Annotated in this window: 20 protein-coding genes; 13 read left to right on the forward strand and 7 right to left on the reverse strand. The window is 58.3% G+C overall.

Going from position 1 to position 22087, the window contains the following annotated elements:
* The first annotated feature begins 7 nt into the window (after nucleotides 1-7).
* From SERS4_RS0100915 to SERS4_RS26860, 5 genes are all read left to right on the forward strand, one after another.
* Entirely contained in the window at nucleotides 8-655 is a 648-nt protein-coding gene (locus SERS4_RS0100915; protein ID WP_017891179.1) for a DcrB-related protein, read from the forward strand.
* Between the two features lie 34 nt (nucleotides 656-689).
* Complete coding sequence (locus SERS4_RS0100920; RefSeq protein WP_017891180.1) at nucleotides 690-1295, forward strand: glutathione S-transferase; 606 nt, start codon at nucleotides 690-692, stop codon at nucleotides 1293-1295.
* Between the two features lie 66 nt (nucleotides 1296-1361).
* On the forward strand, nucleotides 1362-2753 hold the full coding sequence (selA, locus tag SERS4_RS0100925; RefSeq protein ID WP_017891181.1) for an L-seryl-tRNA(Sec) selenium transferase: 1392 nt from the start codon (nucleotides 1362-1364) through the stop codon (nucleotides 2751-2753).
* Nucleotides 2750-4597 carry a selenocysteine-specific translation elongation factor gene (gene selB, locus SERS4_RS0100930; protein WP_017891182.1) on the forward strand — a complete coding sequence of 616 codons (1848 nt, stop codon included), beginning with the start codon at nucleotides 2750-2752 and terminating at the stop codon, nucleotides 4595-4597. Before selA ends, selB begins: the two co-directional genes overlap by 4 nt.
* 143 nt (nucleotides 4598-4740) lie before the next feature.
* Complete coding sequence (locus SERS4_RS26860) at nucleotides 4741-4923, forward strand: hypothetical protein (RefSeq protein WP_126501188.1); 183 nt, start codon at nucleotides 4741-4743, stop codon at nucleotides 4921-4923.
* A 65-nt stretch (nucleotides 4924-4988) separates the two neighbouring features.
* On the opposite strand, the gene SERS4_RS0100940 is transcribed toward SERS4_RS26860, so the two are convergent.
* Nucleotides 4989-6236: an MFS transporter gene (locus SERS4_RS0100940; protein ID WP_012004565.1), complete on the reverse strand. Its 1248-nt coding sequence runs from the start codon at nucleotides 6234-6236 to the stop codon at nucleotides 4989-4991.
* Nucleotides 6237-6454: 218 nt separating this feature from the next.
* Between SERS4_RS0100940 and SERS4_RS0100945 the strand changes: the two genes are divergently transcribed.
* Nucleotides 6455-7447 carry an acyltransferase gene (locus SERS4_RS0100945; protein WP_026142141.1) on the forward strand — a complete coding sequence of 331 codons (993 nt, stop codon included), beginning with the start codon at nucleotides 6455-6457 and terminating at the stop codon, nucleotides 7445-7447.
* Here the strand turns inward: SERS4_RS0100945 and SERS4_RS0100950 are convergent.
* The 5 genes from SERS4_RS0100950 to xylA form a co-directional block, all read right to left on the reverse strand.
* Complete coding sequence (locus tag SERS4_RS0100950) at nucleotides 7442-8365, reverse strand: GlxA family transcriptional regulator (protein WP_012004567.1); 924 nt, start codon at nucleotides 8363-8365, stop codon at nucleotides 7442-7444. The genes SERS4_RS0100945 and SERS4_RS0100950 overlap by 6 nt on opposite strands.
* A gap of 2 nt (nucleotides 8366-8367) precedes the next feature.
* On the reverse strand, nucleotides 8368-8919 hold the full coding sequence (locus tag SERS4_RS0100955) for a cysteine hydrolase family protein (protein ID WP_012004568.1): 552 nt from the start codon (nucleotides 8917-8919) through the stop codon (nucleotides 8368-8370).
* A gap of 100 nt (nucleotides 8920-9019) precedes the next feature.
* Entirely contained in the window at nucleotides 9020-10414 is a 1395-nt protein-coding gene (locus SERS4_RS0100960) for an amidohydrolase family protein (protein WP_017891186.1), read from the reverse strand.
* A 146-nt stretch (nucleotides 10415-10560) separates the two neighbouring features.
* Nucleotides 10561-12012, reverse strand: a complete 1452-nt coding sequence (gene xylB / locus SERS4_RS0100965) for a xylulokinase (protein ID WP_017891187.1) — start codon at nucleotides 12010-12012, stop codon at nucleotides 10561-10563.
* Between the two features lie 42 nt (nucleotides 12013-12054).
* On the reverse strand, nucleotides 12055-13374 hold the full coding sequence (xylA, locus tag SERS4_RS0100970) for a xylose isomerase (RefSeq protein ID WP_017891188.1): 1320 nt from the start codon (nucleotides 13372-13374) through the stop codon (nucleotides 12055-12057).
* Between the two features lie 366 nt (nucleotides 13375-13740).
* Between xylA and xylF the strand changes: the two genes are divergently transcribed.
* The 6 genes from xylF to SERS4_RS0101000 all read left to right on the forward strand — a co-directional run bounded on the left by xylF (nucleotide 13741) and on the right by SERS4_RS0101000 (nucleotide 19831).
* Nucleotides 13741-14736, forward strand: a complete 996-nt coding sequence (gene xylF / locus SERS4_RS0100975) for a D-xylose ABC transporter substrate-binding protein (RefSeq protein WP_012004572.1) — start codon at nucleotides 13741-13743, stop codon at nucleotides 14734-14736.
* 29 nt (nucleotides 14737-14765) lie between these two features.
* Entirely contained in the window at nucleotides 14766-16307 is a 1542-nt protein-coding gene (locus tag SERS4_RS0100980) for a xylose ABC transporter ATP-binding protein (protein ID WP_012004573.1), read from the forward strand.
* Entirely contained in the window at nucleotides 16285-17469 is a 1185-nt protein-coding gene (xylH, locus tag SERS4_RS0100985) for a xylose ABC transporter permease XylH (RefSeq protein ID WP_017891189.1), read from the forward strand. Before SERS4_RS0100980 ends, xylH begins: the two co-directional genes overlap by 23 nt.
* 104 nt (nucleotides 17470-17573) lie before the next feature.
* Nucleotides 17574-18752 carry a D-xylose utilization transcriptional activator XylR gene (gene xylR / locus SERS4_RS0100990; protein ID WP_017891190.1) on the forward strand — a complete coding sequence of 393 codons (1179 nt, stop codon included), beginning with the start codon at nucleotides 17574-17576 and terminating at the stop codon, nucleotides 18750-18752.
* A 67-nt stretch (nucleotides 18753-18819) separates the two neighbouring features.
* Nucleotides 18820-19440: a nucleotidyltransferase domain-containing protein gene (locus tag SERS4_RS0100995; protein ID WP_012004576.1), complete on the forward strand. Its 621-nt coding sequence runs from the start codon at nucleotides 18820-18822 to the stop codon at nucleotides 19438-19440.
* Nucleotides 19391-19831, forward strand: coding sequence for a hypothetical protein (locus SERS4_RS0101000; RefSeq protein WP_017891191.1), 441 nt, complete (start codon nucleotides 19391-19393; stop codon nucleotides 19829-19831). Before SERS4_RS0100995 ends, SERS4_RS0101000 begins: the two co-directional genes overlap by 50 nt.
* 5 nt (nucleotides 19832-19836) lie before the next feature.
* On the opposite strand, the gene SERS4_RS0101005 is transcribed toward SERS4_RS0101000, so the two are convergent.
* Nucleotides 19837-20691, reverse strand: coding sequence for a LysR family transcriptional regulator (locus SERS4_RS0101005; protein WP_017891192.1), 855 nt, complete (start codon nucleotides 20689-20691; stop codon nucleotides 19837-19839).
* Nucleotides 20692-20817: 126 nt separating this feature from the next.
* Here SERS4_RS0101005 and SERS4_RS0101010 point away from each other — a divergent pair, with 126 nt between their 5' ends.
* Complete coding sequence (locus SERS4_RS0101010) at nucleotides 20818-22017, forward strand: CynX/NimT family MFS transporter (RefSeq protein ID WP_017891193.1); 1200 nt, start codon at nucleotides 20818-20820, stop codon at nucleotides 22015-22017.
* Nucleotides 22018-22087 lie beyond the last annotated feature (70 nt).

Below are 22087 nucleotides of genomic sequence, written 5' to 3' on the forward strand. Positions count from 1 at the left end.
ACTGACGATGTTGAAGACCATTGCGAAATTTACGGCGGTTGCCGTATTGGCCATCGGACTGGCGGCCTGTGACAACAAGGACGACACCAAACCGGAAGTGCCAAAACCGGATACCAAACCGGTCGTCACGCAGCCTGCACCGCCACCGCCGGTGGTGGAGACAAAACCCGCACCGCCTCCGGGCCTGAAAGTCTCGATGCAAAAGGGCAAGATTACCTTTGAATTGCCATCGGGCTTTAGCGATCAGACCGAGAACAGCGGCATCATCAACGACAGCAAATCCACCATTCAGCGCTTCCTGGACGGCAAATCACGCCAGAGCACCGTCTCTTCCGAAGTGATCCCGCCTGACGACATGAAGCTCAACAGCAGCGATAAAATGCTCAAAGATCTGACGCAGAGCATGATTACCGAGCTGGCCGACCGTTATCAGAATATCCAGACCACCAAAGAAGAGAACTTCACCGTCGGTAAGCAGAAATTCCGCCGGGTGGATACCGAGCAGAGCATCAACGGGCAGAAGGTGGTGTCTACCATCATGCTGACGGTGCTCAACAAGCGGGTGGTGACGCTGCAAATGCTGTCGCCGGCCAAAACGCCGGAGGCGCATCAGGCGCTGGTTCAGCAGATTATCGATACGCTGACGGTGAACTAATAACGCTGAGGTTTGCAAGCCGAGGGGAAGACTGATGAAGCTTATTGGCAGTTACACCAGCCCTTTTGTCCGCAAGATTTCCGTGATGCTGCTGGAAAAGGGCATCGCGTTCGAATTCGTTAACGATCCGCCGTATGAGCCGGGCAGCCGGGTGGTGGAGCTGAATCCGCTCGCCAAGGTTCCGGTGCTGGTGGCTGATGACGGCGGCGTCTTTTACGACTCGCGGGTGATTGCCGAATACCTTGAACTGCTGCCTGCCGCCCCGGCATTTTTACCCGCCGATCGCGCGGCAGCATTGAGCATACGTCAGGTGGAAGCCCTGGCGGATGGCGTGACTGAGGCCGCCGCCACGCTATATCGCGAGAGCCAGCGGGCGTCGGATAAACAGGACGAAAACTGGATCCTGCGCCAGCGCGCCAAGCTGACGCACGGACTGGACGCGCTGGAAAAACTGGCGCAGGAAAAAACGTTGCTAAACACCGAAGTGCTGACGCTGGCCGATATTGCCACCGGCTGTGCGCTGGGTTATCTCAATTTCCGCCGTATCATGCCCAACTGGTGCGTCGAACGACCGGCGTTGATCAAACTGGCCGAGCGGCTGTTTGCCCGCGAAAGTTTTGCCCGCACCTCGCCTCCCTGATGTCTCCCACCCCGCTGCGGCGGGGTTCTGCTTTATGCCGAGACCACACAATAAAACCGAGCGACCATGAGCACTGAATCCCAGCATCTTTACAGCCAGTTACCTGCCATTGACCGCCTGCTGCGCGATCCCGCTATCGAACCGTTGGTGGCGCAATATGGCCAGACGCTGATTAGCGAGCTACTGCGCCAACTGCAATGGCAGGCGCGTGAGACCATTAAACAGCATCAACGGCTGCCTGACTGGTGTGCTGACTGGCCGCAGGCGCTTGGCGTCAGGCTGGCACAACAGCAGCGCCCGTCGTTGGCACCGGTATTCAATCTAAGCGGTACCGTGTTGCACACCAATCTCGGCCGGGCTCTGCTGGCGCAACCGGCGATAGAGGCGGTGACGCGTTCGATGGGCGGGGCGGTGACGCTGGAATACGATCTCGATGGTGCCGGTCGTGGGCATCGCGATCGCGCCATCGCGGATTTACTGTGCCAACTGACCGGCGCGGAAGACGCCTGCATCGTCAATAACAATGCGGCCGCGGTATTGCTGATGCTGGCGGCGATCGCCCCCGGCAAGCAAGTGGTGGTGTCACGCGGTGAGCTGGTGGAAATTGGCGGCGCGTTCCGCATTCCCGACGTGATGCGTCAGGCGGGCTGCCAGTTGGTCGAAGTAGGTACCACCAACCGCACCCATCTGAAAGACTACCGTAACGCGATTAACGATCAGACCGGGTTGTTGATGAAGGTGCATACCAGCAACTACAGCATTCAGGGCTTTACCGCGGCGGTGGACGAAGCCGAGCTGGCGCAGCTGGGTGCCGAACATGGCCTGCCGACCGCCACCGATCTGGGCAGCGGCTCGCTGATTGATATGGCGCAGTACGGCCTGCCGGCCGAACCTATGCCGCAGCGGCTGCTGGCTGCCGGTGTTGATCTGGTGACCTTCTCCGGTGACAAACTGTTGGGCGGCCCACAGGCCGGCATCATCGTCGGTAAAAAGGCGCTGATTGCCAGGTTGCAGCAGCATCCTTTAAAGCGCGCGCTGCGCGTCGGCAAACTGACGCTGGCGGCGCTGGAGGCCACCTTACGGCTCTATCAACAACCCGAACTGCTGGGGCAACAGTTGCCGACGCTGCGGTTGCTGACACGTCCACAGCAGGCGATGCAGGATGCCGCCGAGCGACTGTTACAGGCGCTGACGCCGCAGTTTTCCGGGCATTTCCAGTTGCGTGCCGAGCCGTGCTGGTCGCAGATCGGTAGCGGTTCATTACCGGTGGATCGGCTACCCAGCTATGCATTGACCTTTACGCCGCAGGACGGCCGTGGCGCAACGCTGGAAGCATTGGCGGAACGCTGGCGCGCTCTGCCGCAGCCAGTGATTGGCCGCATTAACGACGGCAGGCTGTGGCTGGATCTACGCTGTCTGGAGCAGGAAGACGCATTGATTGAGGCGCTGAGCGCATGATTATCGCTACCGCCGGTCATGTCGATCATGGCAAAACCACCCTGCTGCAGGCGATCACCGGGATCAACGCCGATCGCCTGCCGGAGGAGAAACGCCGCGGCATGACCCTGGATCTGGGCTATGCCTACTGGCCGCAGCCCGATGGCCGGGTGCTGGGCTTTATCGACGTGCCCGGTCATGAAAAATTCCTCGCCAATATGCTGGCAGGCGTCGGCGGCATCGACCATGCGCTGGTGGTGGTGGCCTGTGACGACGGCGTGATGGCGCAAACCCGCGAGCACCTGGCGATACTGCGGTTGAGCGGCCGGCCAGCGCTGACGGTGGCGCTGACCAAGGCCGATCGGGTGGATGAGGCACGCATTGAAGAAGTACGACGTCAGCTAAGTGACGAACTGACGCACCAGGGTTGGCATCAGGTGCCCATGTTCGTTACTGCGACGCTACAGGCGCGGGGAATCGACGCGCTGCGCGCGCATCTGCTGGCGTTGCAGCCTGACGAACATGCGTTAACCCGTCGCTTCCGTCTGGCGGTGGATCGCGCGTTCAGCGTTAAAGGCGCGGGTCTGGTGGTGACCGGTACCGCATTGGGTGGGCAAGTCGCCGTGGGTGATCAGCTGTGGCTGACCGGTGCCGATACCCCGGTGCGGGTACGAGGCCTGCACGCGCAGAACCAACCGGTTGAGCAGGCGCAGGTCGGGCAGCGTATCGCACTGAATATCAGTGGTGACGTCAGTAAAGAACAGGTGGCGCGCGGTGACTGGCTGCTGGCGCAAAAGCCGCTGGCCGCTGCCGAGCGCATTTTGGTCGCACTGGATGCTGACCAACCGATCAAACACTGGCAACCGCTGCATCTGCATCATGCCGCCAGCCATATCACCGGGCGAGTTTCGCTGCTCAATGAGGGGCTGGCAGAGCTGATTCTCGATCGTCCACTCTGGTTGGCGGAAAACGATCGGCTGGTGCTACGTGATATTGGCGCTCGCCAAACGCTGGGTGGCGCCAGAGTGCTGAGTTTGGCCACCCCGAAGCGAGGCAAGCGTCAACCTGAGTATCTGGCCTGGCTGGCGGCGCTGGCAAAGGCCGACGATGACCGGCAGGTGCTGGCATTGCATCTGCCTAATGGCGCACTGGATCTGGCCGCCTTTGCCTGGGCCCGGCAACTGACGGCAGGCGAACTGGCAGCGTTGCTGGTGGGCCGTGAGTTGTTGATTGCCGGCGATATGGCGCTGGCGCAGGAGAATGTGCAGCAGGGCCAACAGCGTCTGCTACAGGTATTGGCCGACTACCACCAGCAGCATAGCGATCAGCTCGGTCTGGGGCGGGCGCGGCTGCGGCGCATGGCACTGCCTCAGCTTGCTGAGCCGCTGGTATTTATGATGATCGATCGGCTGCTGGCCGAGGGATTGATAAACAATACCCGGGGTTGGTTGCACCTGCCGGAACACGGCCTGGCGTTCAGTGCTGAAGAACTGGCCCTGTGGGAAATTATCGAGCCGCGGTTCGGCGATGAAGCCTGGTGGGTTCGCGATTTGGCGACCGAACTGGGCGAAGACGAGGCCCGGATACGGGCGACATTGCGTAAAGCGGCACAGTTGGGGCATGTCACGGCGGTAGTGGTGGATCGTTACTACTTAAGCCAACGCATTGAACAGTTCGCTGCACTGATCCGTGAGCTTGATGTGGAGCAGGGCAGTACCAATGCCGCCGATTTTCGTGACCGGCTCGGCGTGGGTCGCAAGCTGGCGATCCAGGTGCTGGAGTTCTTCGACCGCAGCGGCTTCACCCGCCGCAAGGGCAACCAGCACCTGCTGCGCGACAGTGGGTTGTATACCCGTCATACTTGAAGCTGCCTCTGTGTTGGCTGCGAGCACTCACCCCAGTCACTTACTTGAGTAAGCTCCTGGGGACTCATGCTCTTGCCGCCTTGATGCAACTCCAATTATTTTGGGTATCTTACGTTTTTTGGTTTAGGGACGAGGCGATCAGGATGAATATTAATACTTTTCTGCTAGTTGCAAAAAATAACGTAGGGACTGACAAAACTGTTCGAGAGGAAGAACAGCGACGTTTGACGCTAGAGGCACTTAATGATGTAGAACAGCTGAATATTATCAGCCATGAGGAAGTGCAAGCATGGGCGATAAATTTGGATGCTGACAAACGGAGTTGAGGGTGTTGAATCCAATGCAAACTTTACAGCACGTGAGGAGATAACCTCTCCTCACGTGCTGATCATTACAATGCGGCGTTAGGCGTCGGCGTTGCGTCGCCGCTGCGGCGTTTGCTGAGGAACAGCGCCACCAGCGCCAGCCAGCACAGGCCGCTAATCAGGTTGAACAAATTGAACAACCCGCTGCCGCCCCACACGTAGGCCACTTTTGCCAGTTCTATACCGACGGTGAATACCATCATGCTCAACATGCCCATGGTGGCGGAAACCGTGCCTTTGCTGACGGAGCTTGAGAACAGCGTCAGGCGGTACAGCCCGGCGTTGGCCAGCCCGATACCGTAGGCGTACAGGCTCAGGCCTGCGGTCATCCACAGGTAGGCGTGGGTCGAGAACAGGGTAGCCAGCGCCGCGATCAACAGCCCCAGCATCATTGGCCCTGCACCCAGTTTGATCAGGCGTTGTACGCTGTTTTTACCGGTCAAACGCGCCAGCGTCAGGTTGCCGAGGATCAGCGCACCGAACACCGGAATTTGCAGCAGGCCGTAATCGAGCGTCGACAGCGACTCGCCGCTGATCAGGATCACCGGTGATTGGGCAATCCAGGCCAGCAGCGGCAGGCTGGCGAAGCCAATGGCCAGCGCCCCGCAGACAAAACGACGGTTGGACAGCACCTGGCGATAGTCACGCCACAGGTTGGCGGCCGAGAGTTTCTCACCCTGCAGCGACGCGGTTTCCGGCATCGCTTTCCACAGGCCATAGAAGGCAAAGGCCGCCAGCGCCGCGAACAGCACGAACATGCTCTGCCACGGCGCGACGTGGATCAGCGCAGCACCGGCCAATGGCCCGAGCAACGGGGCAATCAGCGCCACGTTGGCCATCAGCGCGGTGATTTTTATGCACACCGATTCCTCAAAAGATTCCTGTATCGTGGCGTAGCCGACCGCGCCGATAAAGCACAGGCCAATCCCCTGCAGGAAACGCATAAAGATAAATTGCTCGATGCTGGTCACCAGCAAAATCGCCAGGCAGGCGACGATAAAGAACGCCACACCCGCCAGCATCACCGGGCGACGACCACGGCGATCCGACAATGGCCCCAGCAGCCACTGCAGGAAAATACCGCCGGCCAGATAGGCGGTCATTGAGGTTGGCACCCACTCTTCACCGGCGTTGAAATCTGCCACCACCGCCAGCATGCCAGGCTGGATCATATCGTTGGCGATATAGGTGGCGAACTCGAACAGCACCAGACAAAGAGGGAATAAAAGCGCCTGTCGACCCAAGCGAGCCGCAGGTGGTAATGTTGTTTTCATAGTTATCGTACTGAAAGTAAAGAATAAATAAGGAACTGTCAGGGCGGGGAACGCTATCTGAGCGAGTTGTTGCGGCTATTTTGCCGCCAATTGTTCACCTTGGCAATCATCAGGTGTTGTTTAAGCACATTCTGATATTGCCCGTCAGGGTTGCCACCCACACTTTCGCTGGTTAACCTCTTTATAACAAACGAAGATGACAATATTACGGGCGACCTTTGAGTAATAAAATTGGCTGGATAGATAACTTGCGCGCGGTGGCGTGCATGATGGTGGTGATGATCCACGCCACCACCTATTACGTCACCAGCGGGGTGGCGGTGGGGGAACACAACTGGGATATCGCCAATGTGCTGAACTCGCTGTCACGCGTCTCGGTGCCTTTGTTTTTCATGATTTCCGGCTTTCTGTTTTTCGGTGAGAAAAGCGCAGGCAAGAAACATTTCATCCGCATTGGCTGTTGCATCCTGTTCTACAGCACCATCGCGTTGATCTATATCGCGGCGTTCACCAAAATCGGCTTCTGGCCGTCGCTGCGAGGCATGTTACTCAAGCCGGTGTTCTATCACCTGTGGTTCTTCTATGCGATTGCGGTGATTTACTTGCTGTCACCGCTGGTCAGCGTCAAGCCGGTATCGCGCCGCTATCTGGCCGGGGTGCTGGTGATCCTGGCGGTGATTGCCAACCCCAATACCAGCTCGCTGACCCTGGGTAACACGCATCTGCTACCGGTGAATCTGTATATCTACGGCGATACTTTCTATTACCTGCTGTATGCGTTGGCCGGACGGGCGATTGGCATGATGGACACCCAGGGGCGGGGCGTCAGTGGGCTGGCGGCATTGGGGTTTGTAGCCAGCGTGGCGTTGATTATCCACGGCACCAAAAGCCAGATGTTTATCAACGGCAACTTCGCCGATACCTATTACATTTACTGCGGCCCGCTGGTGTTTATCGCGGCGGTGTCTTTGGTTATCTGGTTTAAAAACTGCCTGCCGGAGCCGATTGGCTGGTTGGGCGTTTTTTCCCGCCATTCGCTGGCGATCTACGGTTTTCACGCCATTATCGTTAACTTTATGCGCAACCGGCACCTGGAACTGACCAGTCATCCGTTGCTGGATATCTTCTGGGTGTTTGGCGTGGCGCTGGCGCTTAGCCTGCTGCTGTCGATAGGCCTGCAGAAAATAGACACTCGACGGTTGGTGTCATAAGCCGATTGAGCCGCGCTGCTGGGCGCGGCGCAGTTGGCGGCCGGAGGAAAATCCCGCGGCCAACGCCGCTTTCTCCAGCCCATAGCCTTGCTGCAGGCGCTGCTGCGCCACCGCCAGTCGTAATTGTTCATGGTACTCACGCACGCTGATGCCAACATGGCTGCGGAATAGCCGTGCCAGATGGCGGCTGCTGACATGGGCCTTTTCCGCCACCTGCGGTACTGACCATTCCGCTTCCGGCTCGGCGGCCATCACGTCTTGCGCCCGGTGCACCGCCGGGTGCAGATGGTTACGGTAGCGAAGCCAGGGTGAAAGCTGCGGGTCGTCGCCGGAACGGCGAAAATACACCACCATTTCCCGGGCAATCTCCATCGCCCGGCTAGCGCCGCATTGGCGATTAATCAGGTGCAACGCCAGATCGATCCCGGCGGTGATGCCGGCGCTGGTGTAAACGCTGCGGTCTTCAACAAAGATGCGGTTTTCTTTCACCTGCGCTGCCGGGGCCTGCTGGCGCATGCGTTCAATCACGTCGTGATGGGTGGTGCACTGGTAACCGTCGAGCAAACCGGCCTGTGCCGCCAGCAGGGCGCCGGAACAGACACAAACCAGCGTGATACGTTGCTGTTGCAGGTCGGGTTGCAGCGCGGCCAGCCAGCGACGGGCCTGTTCGGCCGGCCCATTGGCGAAGAAATGTTGCGAATCACTGACGCCCGGCACCACTAAAATAGCGCCGTCTTCCAGCCGGTCGGGCAGCGGCTGTAGCTGACTCAACGTCATGCCAACCGAGCAGGTAACCTGCGGCACTGGGCTGATGTAGTGCAGGCCGAACTGCCCGGCCAGGCGCAGGGTTTCGGCCGGGCCGCTAACGTCCAGCGACAGCACCTGGGGCAACATCAGAAAGTAGACGGCCTGCGGCATGGTTACTCCTGTGAGAGTTGCGCCAGAGCCTCATCCACGCTGGCGATGCGGGCGAAGCGGTCGACCAGCACCGTCTCAGTATGCCGCTTGAGTTGTTCGGTGGTAAAGACTTCTCCATCGGGGTGCTGCATCGGGAAAGTCAGCGTGGCCTCGGTCACGAAAGTCACCTGATAGCCGAGATCGGCCGCCACCCGGGTGGTGGTTTCACAGCACTGTTCGGTACGAATGCCGCAAATAATCAAATGCTTGATGTGTCGCTCCAGCAGCCAGGCATCCAGGCCGGATTCGGTCAGCGCGTTGTGCACCTGTTTGTGTACGGTGACATCGGCCTGATGGTCGAGGAACGGCAGGCGTTTTACCCAGCCGGACGCCAACGAAAATGGCCCCTCTGGCGATACATGAAATACATCAACCAGCGCTACGCCCTGCTGGCGGCAGCCTTCAATCAGCCGCGTCAGCGCCTGTTGGAAGGCGGGGAGATCCTGCTCTTGCCAGAATGGACGATGCTGAAATGATTGTTGAACATCGATGATCAATAACGCGCTATGTGACATTTTCGGCCCTCCGCCAATTAGGTATAACGCCATACTGAGCCGTTATTCTGCAAGGGAGAAGGCCAAAAACGGCCATCATGGTGGCATTAGCGGACCAGCATCAGGCTTTGCCAACCTGGCCGGCCACCAGCCGCCCTTGATGGAAGGTGGTGCGGCGCGTTGGCAGACGGGCTACCGCTTCGGCGGAGCAACTGGCGTCGATCAACACGAACTCCGCGCTGTCCCCGGCTTTGGGCCACACCCGTTGGCCTTTGTCATTCAGCGGCAGCACGCCGCCGGTGGAAATCGCCATGGCGCGCGACAGATGGAACTCGTCGGAACCCCGGTAGAGCTGGGCGTAAAGGTTGGCTTTTTCCAGAATATCGCCGGTGCCGAACGGTGACCAATGGTCGATCACGCTGTCGGTTCCGGTCATCACAAATACCCCTTTTTCACTGAGCTGCGGCAGTGGCATCATCAACCCACCGATCGGCACCGTCGAGGCGATGGTGATTTGCTGCGCCGCCAGTCGGGTGGCGGTTTCCTCTAATTCATTCGGGTTCAGCGCGGTCAGGGCAAAGGCATGGCTGATGGTGACTTTGCCGCGTAGCGAAGGGTTCTTTTCTACGGTGGTAATCATGTAGTTGATGGCTGCCACCCCGGCCGGGCTGGTTTCATGCAGGTGGATATCGACGCCTTTGCCGGTATCGAGCGCAATCTGGAACATGGCATCCAGCGACTGCTCCATCGCCCCGTCGACATTGGTCGGATCCAGCCCGCCAACGTATTGCACTCCCATCTGCATGGCTTCGCGCATCAAGCCGTCGACTTTGGAATGCAGCAGCCCGTGCTGCGGGAAGGCGACGATTTCACAGCTAAAATCTGCCCGGTGATTTTCCAGTGCGCGCTGCAGGTGTTCCAGGCTTTTCAGCCCGCTGACCGGATCGATATTGCAGTGGCTGCGCGCCACGGTGCTGCCTTTGGATTGCAGCAGGGCGATCAGGTTTTCTGCGCGCTGTTGCGAGGTGGGCAACAGTTTGGGGATTAATGTTTGTTCCAGCGCGATCATATCCATGATGGTTTTGCCCTGGCGCGGGCGCGGTGCCTGCCATGGGCCGCTGTAAAAGGTTTTATCCAGATGGATATGCATGTCGCGAAATGCCGGTAACAGTAACTGGCCCTGTGCCTGATAGCGCGGTACGCCAGCGGGGGCCGCGGCATCCTTCGGGTGGATGGCCGCAATCTTGCCGTCTTTGATTTCAAGCTGATAGAGCGCGGTGCGGGTGCCGATCACCGTATCGCCATCGTACTCGAAACCCTCTTCCAGCCGCACATCGCTGAGCCAGTAGTGGTTGTCGGTCAGGGTCATGGGCTGGGCCTCCGGTAAACAAGGGCTGCCAGTGGGTACGGCGGCCTGCGCCACGCCGCCGGTCAGGCCGATCACCGCGCAGGCAGTGGTAATTTTGCCGGTTTGGCTGAGGAAAGCTCTGCGGCTTTGTTGTTGGTTTTTTTCCACGTTCAGTTCCTTAATCCAGAGGTGAAGTGCGTCAAAAGACAGCCACCAATTTAGGAGAGGAGCCGGCGGGTTGGCAGTGACATTTGCCACTGGCGACTATTCGATTTGGCAATAATAAGGGGGCAGGGCTAATGCCCCCACTGGTTTTACATCAGCGGCAACAAGCGAGTATAGAGTTCGCGGAAGGTGCTGCGCAGCCTGGCGTACTGCTGATGGCGCTCGGCATTAGGGGTATGCACCTGCTCCAGCGGCAACTCAGGCAGCAGTTCGCCGAGTGGGCGCTGCGGGTTCAGTGCGATTTGAGCCAGCCGCGCGGCCCCCAGCGCCGGGCCGACGTCACCGCCGGTGCGGTATTCCAGCCGTTGACCGCTGATATCCGCCAGCATTTGCCGCCAGAACGGGCTACGCGCACCGCCGCCAATCAGGGTGATGCTGGTGGGCTGCAGGCCGCTGGCGTGCAACACATCCATGCCTTCTGCCAGGGCAAAACCGACGCCTTCCAGCACCGCACGCGCCAGATCGTTCGGGCCATGTTGGTGGGTGAGGCCCCAGAATGCCCCCTTGGCGTTCGGATTGTTATGCGGCGTCCGTTCGCCGGACAGGTAGGGCAGGAACCACAGCGGAGCCGCCGCCGGGGGGGCCTGTTCGACATTGCACAGCAGGGTGGCGACGTCTTCGACGTTAGTCAGTTTGCAAACCCAGTCCAGACAGGAGGCGGCGCTGAGCGTCACCGACATCAGGTGCCAGGTGTCGGGCAGCGCATGGCAGAAACTGTGCACCGCGCTGGCCGGGTTGCTGAGGAAGCCGTCGCTGACGGCAAAATAAACCCCTGAGGTACCGAGCGACAGCATCGCCTGCCCGGCCTGATACAGCCCGACACCGATCGCCCCGGCGGCATTATCGCCGCCACCGGCCACCACAGGTACCGGGGACATGCCCCAGCGCCGGGCCAGTTCGGTATGCGTTTGCCCGGTGACCTGATTGCCCTCGAACAGTTGCGGCATCTGCTGGCGGGTCAGGCCGCAGGCGGCCAGCATCTCGGCGCTCCAGTCGCGCTGCGCCACGTTTAGCCAGCCGGTACCGGCAGCGTCCGACATGTCGCTGGCGAAGTCGCCGGTGAGGCACCAGCGTAAATAATCTTTGGGCAACAGCACCTTATCGATGCGCTCAAACACCTGGGGTTCATGTTGTTGCACCCACAGCAGTTTAGGGGCGGTGAAGCCCGGCATCATCAGGTTACCGGTGATTTGCCGTGATTGTGGCACCGCCTGTTCCAGCGCCAGGCATTGCGCGCCGCTTCTGCCGTCATTCCACAAAATGGCCGGGCGTAGCACCTGTTGCCGTGCGTCCAACAGCGTGGCGCCGTGCATCTGGCCGCTGAGACCGATGGCCTTCACCTGTTGCAGGCTGTGTTGCTTGCCCAGCGCCAGCATGGCGCGATCGGTGGCGTGCCACCAGTCCTGCGGGGCCTGCTCTGACCATAAGGGATGAGGGCGGGAGATGGGCAGCGACTCACCGTGGCTGGCGAGCAATTGGCCCTGCTCACTGAGCAAAATGACTTTTACGCCGGACGTGCCGAGGTCGATGCCGATATACATGGAAAGATCCTTAAAGGCGCGGCGAGTGCCGCGCGGGGTCAGTTAGCCGAACAGATAGCGGTTCATCAGGTTTTCAAGCTGTTCCTGGCGGCCGCTGACGTGCTGTGGCGCCAGTGCATGTCCTTCAGCGTACTGCGCCAGCGCCTCGAGCGACAGTTTGCCCTGTAAAATTTGCTGGCCCAATTCACCATTCCAGCCGGCATAGCGTTTTGATACCTGCTGATGTAACTGGCCGTCAGTCACCATTTTTGCCGCGACCTTCAGCGCCAGTGCCATGGTATCCATAGCCCCGATATGGCCATAGAACAGGTCGTATTTGTCGGTGCTTTGACGGCGCACCTTGGCATCGAAGTTCAGCCCGCCGGTGGTAAAGCCCCCGGCCTTGAGAATTTCGAACATCACCAGCGCGTTCTCTTCCACGCTGATCGGGAACTGGTCGGTATCCCAGCCCAACTGTGGGTCGCCCCGGTTGGCATCGACGGAACCAAAGATGCCGAGCGCGATGGCGGTGGCTATCTCATGGTGGAACGAATGGCCTGCCAGCGTGGCGTGGTTGGCTTCGATATTCACCTTGATCTCTTTTTCCAGGCCGAACTGCTTGAGGAAGCCGTACACGGTGGCGACGTCGTAATCGTATTGATGCTTGGTCGGCTCCTGAGGTTTTGGCTCGATCAGTAGGGTGCCCTGGAAACCGGTTTTGTGCTTGTGCTCCACCACCATCTGCATAAAGCGGCCAATTTGCTCACGCTCCTGGCGCAGATCGGTATTCAGCAAGGTTTCATAGCCTTCGCGGCCGCCCCACAGCACGTAGTTTTCACCGCCCAGGCGCTGGGTAGCATTCATGGCGGTGAACACCTGGGTGGCGGCCCAACTGAAGACTTCCGGATCCGGGTTGGTGGCCGCACCGGCACCGTAACGCGGATGGGTAAAGCAGTTGGCGGTGCCCCACAGCAGTTTTACCCCGCTGCTGTGTTGTTTTTCTTCCAGTACGTCGGTCATGACCGCAAAGTTGTGCAGGTATTCTTTCAGCGAAGCGCCTTCCGGCGAGACGTCGACGTCATGGAAGCAGTAATAGGGAACGTTCAGCTTGTGGAAAAACTCGAACGCCACGTCGGCCTTACGTTTGGCTAACGTCAGCGCGTCGCCCGGCTGCTGCCAGGGGCGATCGAACGAGCCGACGCCGAACATGTCCGCACCGTTCCAGCAGAAGGTGTGCCAGTAGCAGGCGGCAAAGCGCAGGTGCTCCGCCATGCGCTTGCCGAGCACCAGTTCATCCGGATTGTAATGATGAAAGGCCAGCGGATTATTACTGGTGGGGCCTTCGTAGCGCACTTGCTCAAGCTGATCAAAATAAGATTGCATTATCGACTCCTGGGTAGCAATGCCCGGTTTACGGGATGGCTTTATCTTCGGAGTTTGCGACAGGCTGCTCAATTACGTTATTTCACAGTTAAATTCACAGAATTATTAAATGTGCGACAGATCTCATAATTGGTTATTAACCGCAGTTTATTTAAGGCTTAATTCACTTTTATTTGTCGACCTGCTGTTTTTCAGCGCGAAAGCATGACCGCCATCATAAAAACAACATTAAACCAAAAATCATAATTGGCCGGTAAAAATCAGTAATTGCTGAATATTAAATAACCGATAACAATCCGCTCTAAGTTGCATCACCAGTCTGTTTCAATTATTGCCCCTACCCGTTAAATAACAAAGGTATATAAGATGAAATTCAAACCTGTGTTCCTTTCGGTCTGTGCGCTGCTGGCGCTGGCGAGCCAACCGGCGCAGAGCAAAGAAGTCAAAATCGGCATGGCTATCGACGACCTGCGCCTGGAGCGCTGGCAGAAAGACCGCGACATCTTCGTCAGCAAAGCCAAAGCGCTGGGGGCGGATGTGTTTGTCCAGTCGGCCAATGGTAATGAAGAAACCCAGATGGCGCAGATTGAAAATATGATCAACCGCGGCGTCGACGTGCTGGTGATTATTCCCTACAACGGCAAGGTGTTGAGCAACGTCATCAGCGAGGCCAAGCGGGAAGGCATTAAAGTGCTGGCTTACGATCGCATGATCAATAACGCCGATATCGATTTTTACATCTCCTTTGATAATGAAAAGGTCGGTGAGCTGCAGGCGCAAAGCCTGGTGCAACGGGTGCCGCAGGGCAATTATTTCCTGATGGGTGGCTCGCCGGTGGATAACAACGCCAAGCTGTTCCGCCAGGGGCAGATGAAGGTGCTGCAACCGCTGATCGACGGTGGGAAAATCAAAGTGGTGGGCGATCAGTGGGTCGACGGATGGTTGCCGGAAAACGCATTAAAAATCATGGAAAATGCGCTGACCGCCAACAATAACAAGATTGACGCGGTAGTGGCTTCCAACGATGCCACCGCCGGCGGCGCTATCCAGGCGCTGGCCGCGCAGGGCCTGGCGGGCAAGGTGGCTATTTCCGGTCAGGATGCCGATTTGGCGGCGGTGAAGCGCATTGTCGCCGGTACCCAGACCATGACGGTGTATAAGCCAATCAGTAAACTGGCCGACGAGGCGGCGGGCATCGCGGTGCAACTGGGCAAGGGTGAACAGCCGAAGGCTAACGCCACATTAAATAACGGCAGCAAAGACGTGCCATCCTGGTTATTAACCCCTATTCCGGTTGATAAATCGAATATCGACAGCACCATTGTTGCCGACGGTTTCCATAAAAAAGCCGAGATTAATTAATTCCGCAAGCCGGTAATCCGGAGGGAATAATGCCCAGCCTATTAGAAATGAAAAATATCACCATGCAATTCGGTGCGGTCAAGGCGGTAGATAATGTCAGCCTGAAGTTAGAGGCAGGCCAGGTATTATCGCTGTGTGGTGAAAACGGTTCGGGAAAGTCCACCCTGATGAAAGTGTTGTGCGGTATATATCCGCATGGCAGTTATCAGGGCGATATTTATTTCTCTGATGATTTATTAGCGGCGAAAAATATTCGCGACACCGAGCAGAAAGGCATCGCCATCATTCATCAGGAGCTGGCGCTGGTGAAGCAGATGACGGTGCTGGAAAACATGTTTCTCGGCAATGAATGGCGCCGGTACGGCGTAATGGATTATGACGCCATGTATCTGCGCTGCCGACGGATGCTGGCGCAGGTCAAGCTGGCGGTGGATCCCAACACCCCGATCGGCGAACTGGGTCTGGGGCAGCAACAGCTGGTGGAGATTGCCAAGGCGCTGAACAAGCAGGTGCGGCTGCTGGTGCTCGATGAGCCGACGGCGTCGCTGACCGAAAGTGAAACCGCTACGCTGCTGGCGATCATCGAGGATCTGCGCGATCACGGCATCGCCTGCATTTACATTTCGCACAAGCTCAATGAGGTGAAGGCGATCTCGGATCTGATCTGCGTGATCCGCGATGGCAAGCATATCGGTACGCGCCCGGCAGCGGAAATGAGCGAGGACGACATTATCGCCATGATGGTTGGGCGCGAATTAACCGAGCTCTATCCGCAGCAACAGCATGATATCGGCGAGGTGATCCTGCAGGTGGATAATCTCACCGCCTGGCACCCGGTGAACCGCCACGTTCGTCGGGTGGATGATGTTTCTTTCACCCTGCGACGTGGCGAGATCCTCGGCGTGGCAGGGTTGGTTGGCTCCGGGCGCACCGAAACCATGCAGTGCCTGTTCGGCGTCTACCCTGGCCGTTGGCAGGGGAGCATTAGCCTCAATGGCCAGCCGGCCGTCATCAACAATTGCCGCCAGGCGATGCGATATGGCATTGCCATGGTGCCGGAAGATCGCAAGCGTGATGGCATCGTGCCGGTGATGGGCGTGGGGGCCAACATGACGTTGGCGGCGCTGAGCGACTTTAGCGGCGTGCTGACGGTGCTTGATGATGCCCGGGAACAGGCGACCATTCGCCAATCGCTGGCGCAGTTAAAAGTGAAGACTTCCTCACCCGAACTGGCGATAGCCCGGCTGAGCGGCGGTAACCAGCAGAAGGCCATACTCGCCAAATGCCTGCTTCTGAAGCCGAAAATTCTCATTCTGGATGAGCCGACGCGCGGTATCGATATCGGTGCCAAACACGAAATCTATAAGTTAATCAATCAGCTGGTCCAGCAGGGTATTTCGGTGATCGTGGTGTCTTCGGAGCTGCCTGAAGTGTTGGGATTAAGCGATCGGGTATTGGTGATGCACCAGGGGCGTATCAAGGCTTCGTTGGTCAACCAGGGTCTGACCCAGGAACAGGTGATGGAAGCCGCATTGAGGAGTGAAACAGATGTCGAAAAACACGCAGTCTGAAGCGATCGTGCCGGCAATGGTGGAGAAAAACCCCATAGTGAAACTAAAATCCATCAATTTGCAGGTGTTTGTGATGTTGGCGGCGATAGTCGTCATTATGCTGTTCTTTACCTTTACCACCGAAGGGGCCTATCTCAGCGCGCGTAATATTTCCAACCTGCTGCGCCAGACGGCGATCACCGGTATTTTGGCGGTCGGCATGGTGTTCGTGATTGTTTCGGCAGAAATCGATCTGTCGGTCGGCTCAATGATGGGCCTGCTGGGCGGGGCGGCGGCGATTTTTGACGTCTGGCTGGGTTGGCCACTGCCGCTGACTATCGTGGTGACGCTGCTGGCCGGCCTGCTGTTGGGGGCCTGGAACGGCTGGTGGGTGGCCTATCGCAAGGTTCCGTCGTTTATCGTTACCCTGGCTGGGATGCTGGCCTTTCGCGGCATCCTGATCGGCATTACCAATGGCACCACGGTCGCGCCGACCAGTGGGGCGATGTCGCAAATTGGCCAGAGCTATTTGCCGAACGGCCTGGGTTTTGGCATCGGTGCCGTTGGGTTGATGCTGTTTGTCGCCTGGCAGTGGCGGCGACGCAGTCGGCGTGCCCAGCTCGGTTTGCCGGTGGCAACAGCAGGCGGTGACGTCACCCGACAAAGCATTTTGGCGCTGCTGGTGCTCGGGGCTATCTATTTGCTCAATGATTACCGTGGGGTACCGACGCCGGTGCTGATCCTCACCGCACTGATGTTGGCGGGGATATTTATGGCCACCCGCACCGCTTTTGGCCGTCGGATCTACGCCATCGGCGGCAATATTGACGCTGCGCGGCTGTCGGGCGTTAACGTCGAGCGCACCAAGTTGGCGGTGTTCGCCATCAACGGCCTGATGGTGGCGATTGCCGGGTTGATCCTCAGTTCGCGCCTGGGTGCCGGTTCGCCTTCGGCGGGTAATATCGCCGAGTTGGACGCCATCGCCGCCTGCGTGATTGGCGGCACCAGCCTGGCGGGGGGCATCGGTAGCGTGGCCGGCGCGGTGATGGGCGCATTCATTATGGCGTCGCTGGATAACGGCATGAGCATGCTGGACGTGCCGACCTTCTGGCAGTACATCGTCAAGGGCGCCATTTTGCTGCTGGCGGTATGGATGGACTCCGCCACCAAGCGCCGGGCATAAAAGAATAGCGTCTGAGCTCACAGTTATGAGGTGATGCCTGCTGCTCTTGCAGATAGTTGTGCTATCCCAGACCCAGAGGGCAGTTCGTTTACCGGGGATGTGGCATGTTTGAAAAGCGCTTTCGCATTACGTTGTTGTTCAACGCCAATAAAGTGTACGACCGCCAGGTGGTTGAGGGCGTAGGTGAGTATTTACAGGCCTCACAATGTGACTGGGACATCTTTATCGAAGAGGATTTTCGCTGCCGTATCGACAACATCAAGGACTGGCTGGGCGATGGGGTGATCGCCGATTTCGACGATGGGGCCATCGAGCAACTGCTGCATAACGTCCGGGTGCCGATTGTCGGGGTGGGCGGCTCTTATCACCGTGATGAGGACTATCCGCCGGTGCACTACATTGCTACCGACAATCAGGCGCTGGTGGAGGCGGCATTCAGTCACCTGAAAGAAAAAGGCATTAATCGTTTTGCCTTCTATGGTTTGCCCAGCGAAGGCGGTAAACGCTGGGCGCAGGAGCGTGAGCATGCTTTCCGCCAGCGGGTCGCGCTGGAGCAGTATCAGGGCGTGGTGTATCAGGGCATGGCCACCGCGCCGGATAACTGGCAATACGCGCAGAACCGATTGGCGGACTGGGTGCAGACCTTGCCGCAGCAGACCGGCATCATCGCGGTGACCGATGCGCGGGCGCGCCATTTGCTGCAGGTGTGCGAACATCTGGACATCGCGGTGCCGGAAAAGCTTTGCGTGATCGGCATCGACAATGAAGAACTGACGCGTTACCTGTCGCGGGTGGCGCTGTCTTCGGTAGCGCAGGGTACCCGTCAGATGGGGTATCGTGCCGCCAAGCTGCTGCACCAACTGCTCGATCGCCGTGAGCTGCCGCTGCAGCGCATTCTGGTGCCGCCGGTGAAGGTGATTGAACGTCGCTCTACCGATTTCCGCTCGCTGCGCGATCCGGCGGTGATTCAGGCGATGCATTACATTCGTCATCACGCCTGCAAGGGCATCAAGGTCGAGCAGGTGCTGGACGCGATCGGCCTGTCGCGCTCCAACCTGGAAAAACGCTTCAGGGATGAAACCGGCGAAACTATCCACCATATGATCCATCAGGAAAAGCTGGATCGCGCCCGCAACCTGCTGACGGCTACCTCGTTGACCATCAACGAGATTTCACAGATGTGTGGTTACCCGTCACTGCAGTATTTTTATTCGGTGTTCAAGAAAGGTTATGACATGACGCCCAAAGATTACCGTGGGCGTTATGGCGAGGTTGGGTATTAGGGTTTGCTTGTCTAATGTAGCCTTATTGGCTACATTTGTAGCTAATAAGGCTACATTACGAGGCGCTATGTACGATCCTTTGCTTGCTCTCCTGTTCAGTGAATATCGGCGAAAAGTGTTAACTTTGTTGCTAAATAAGCCAGAAAGGGCATTTCATGTGCGAGAAATTGCGCGTCAGACCGCAACTCAGGCCGGTACCTTACATAAAGAGTTGAACAAACTGGCGCAGGGCGGCATCTTGCTCAGACAGCAACAGGGAAACCAAATCTGCTATCGGGCTAACCCTGATTGCCTGATTTTTCCTGAGTTGGTGGCTATTTTCCGCAAAACCTCCGGGATGGTCGAGCGTTTGCGCCAGGCATTGGTTGAACTTAACGCTGAGTTTGAACTGGCCTTTATTTTTGGTTCGATTGCCAGTGGTAAGGCCAAGGATGACAGTGACATAGATGTCCTGATCGTCGGCAACCTGTCATTCTCAGAGGTGATCAACGCGTTTTACCCTTTGCAGCAGGAGCTGGGTAGGGAAATTAACCCCAAGCTGTACTCGCCAGTCGAGTGGCAGGCGGCTTTGGCGGAAAATTCAGCTTTTATTCAGGATATTATGAGTAAGCCTCAGCTAGGGATTTTGGGAGACAAGGATGACGTTAGACAACCTGATCGGCCTTGGCCTGGAGGCAATAAAGCCTGACGCGGGTGCAATCAGAAAATTACTCTCCGCCGCTGCGCGTAATCGACATGACGCCAGTATCACTCTGCTCAGCAATGAAACGCGTTTTGACACGGCGTATAAAGCGGTCATGCAAATCGCCAATGCAGCTCTGCAGGCGGAGGGTTTTCGGACCTCGACCCATAAACCCGGCCATCATCAACTCATGATCCAATCATTGCCGCTGACCCTGGGTATTTCGCGTGAGGCAATGATCTGTCTGGATGCTTTGAGGAAACAACGTAACATCGCCGATTATTCAGGTGATTTGGTGACGGATGCGGCGGTGTCCGCCTGTCTGGAACAGGCAGGCGCACTCTGGCTGGCGGTTAACGATTGGCTGCAACTCAAACATCCGCAATTTTTGGAATAATCTTCTCACATCAGCCCACAAAACGCCTTCAGCCGTTCGGCCAGCGCGGGAGTGGCTGCGGGGGCGCCGTCGCGGTAGTACAGCGCCAGCTCAATGTTGTCGATCGGCGGCAACCCTTCGGCGCTGCCGAGAACCCGATGGCTGGGCAAGCGGCAGCCGGCCGGCAGCAGGGTGACGCCCAACCCGGCGGCGGATGCGGCGGTGAGTGCGGCCAGGCTGGCGCTGCTGTAGCCAATACGCCAGCGCTTGCCGAGGTTATCCAGCGCCTGACACAAATCATCGCGATATAACCCATTGAGCGGAAACACTGCCAGCGGTACCGGCGACTGTTCTATTGCCGGGAAGGCCAGGCTGTCCAGCCACAGCAGCGGTTCCGGCCGGGCGGCCCGCGGCGGCTGGCTACGGCGTTGCTTAACCAGGATCAGATCCAGCTCTTCACGGGCGTAGGCACTGTGCAGATCGGCGCTCAGGCCGCTGGTGACATCCAGCCGCAGATGCGGATGCGCCCGGCTGAACTCCGCCAGCAGTTCGGTGGTGGGGGCGGCAAAATCCTCCGGCATTCCCAACCGCAGTACGCCGTCGCGCCAGATGCCGGTCAAGGCGTCGTGCGCCTCTTCATTCAGCGCAATGATGCGCCGCGCATAGCTCAACAGCTTGACGCCTTCCTCGGTCAGCAGTACCTGATGGGACGAACGTTCAAACAGGGGTTTACCCAGCATTTCTTCCAACCGGCGCACCTGTTGGCTGACGGTCGACTGCGACAAAAACACCCGCTCTGCGGCGCGAGTGAAGCTGTTGCTGTCGCATACTGCGACAAAGCTGAGCAGTAACTGCGGATTGAACATCGGGTAACGATTCATTTTTCCACTGTTGGCTATTTTATTATTTAATTTCCCAATACTAATGGGGAAGCCTAGAGTAAGGCAACGTTGCGGCTGCCACTCTGTGACCCCGCACTCTTCATCCCGGAAGTTCAGGAATAGACCGTGTTAAATCAATTTGTTGCTCCCCCTTTCTTACGCCGCTGGTTCAACCCCCTGCTGTGGGCGCTGGTACTGATTGGCCTGAATATGCGGCCGCTGTTGACCTCGATCGGCCCATTGTTACCGACGTTGCGGCAGGCCACCGGGCTGAGCTTTGGCGGTGGGGCACTGCTGACCACCTTGCCGGTGCTGATGATGGGGTTGATGGCGCTGGCGGGTGGGGCGATCAACCGCCTGTTCGACGAGCGTACCAGCGTAGTGCTGAGCCTGTTGGCCATTGGCCTGGGGGCCGCCTGGCGTGAGTTGGCACCGGGCAGCACGCAATTACTGCTGAGCGCGGTGTTGGGTGGACTGGGGATTGGGGTGATCCAGGCGGTGATGCCCGGCATTATCAAACACCACTTTCTCAAGCAGATGGCGCTGGTGGCCGGGCTGTGGTCGGCGGCTCTGATGGGCGGTGGCGGTCTGGGGGCGGCGATGACCCCCTGGCTGATGAGTGTCGGCCATGATTGGCACAGTGCATTGGCCTGGTGGGCGGTACCTGCACTGGTGGCGTTAATCGCCTGGTGGCCGGTCAGCCGTGGCCTGGCACGCCTGACGCCATCCGGAACCTCCTCTGGGCCGAGCCTGTGGTTCAGCCGTCGTGCCTGGTTGCTCGGCGCCTATTTTGGTTTGATCAATGGCGGCTATACCAGCCTGATCGCCTGGCTGCCGCCGTATTATATGCAGCTCGGCTGGCAGCCGCAGGCCAGCGGATCGCTGTTGGCACTGATGACCTTCGGGCAGGTCGTCGGGGCGCTGCTGTTGCCGGCGCTGGCGCGATCGCTGGATCGACGGCCGTTGTTATTGCTGGCATTAGTCATGCAGTTGATCGGCTTCGTCGGCCTGATTTATCTGCCGCAGACGTTGCCGTGGCTATGGGTGCTGGTTTCCGGCCTGGGACTGGGCGGCGCCTTCCCGCTGTGCCTGGTGCTGGCGCTCGATCATATTCCGCACCCGGCGGCCGCGGGGCGATTGGTGGCCTTTATGCAGGGCATTGGTTTCCTGCTGGCGGGAACCACGCCTTATATTTCCGGCCTGTTGCGTGATTACAGCGGCGGCTTTGTGCTGGATTGGCAAATCCATGCGCTGCTGGTGGTGGTGCTGATCGCCATCACCTGGTGCTTCCATCCGCACAGCTACCGGCGGGCGTTCGCCGAATAATATTACTGTCATTGCGGTTCCCTATAGTGACGTTGCTTTTACTTCTGGGTGATAACAACAAAAAGGGAAC

This window comes from Serratia sp. S4 (assembly GCF_000347995.1).
Taxonomy (GTDB): Bacteria; Pseudomonadota; Gammaproteobacteria; order Enterobacterales; family Enterobacteriaceae; genus Serratia; species Serratia quinivorans.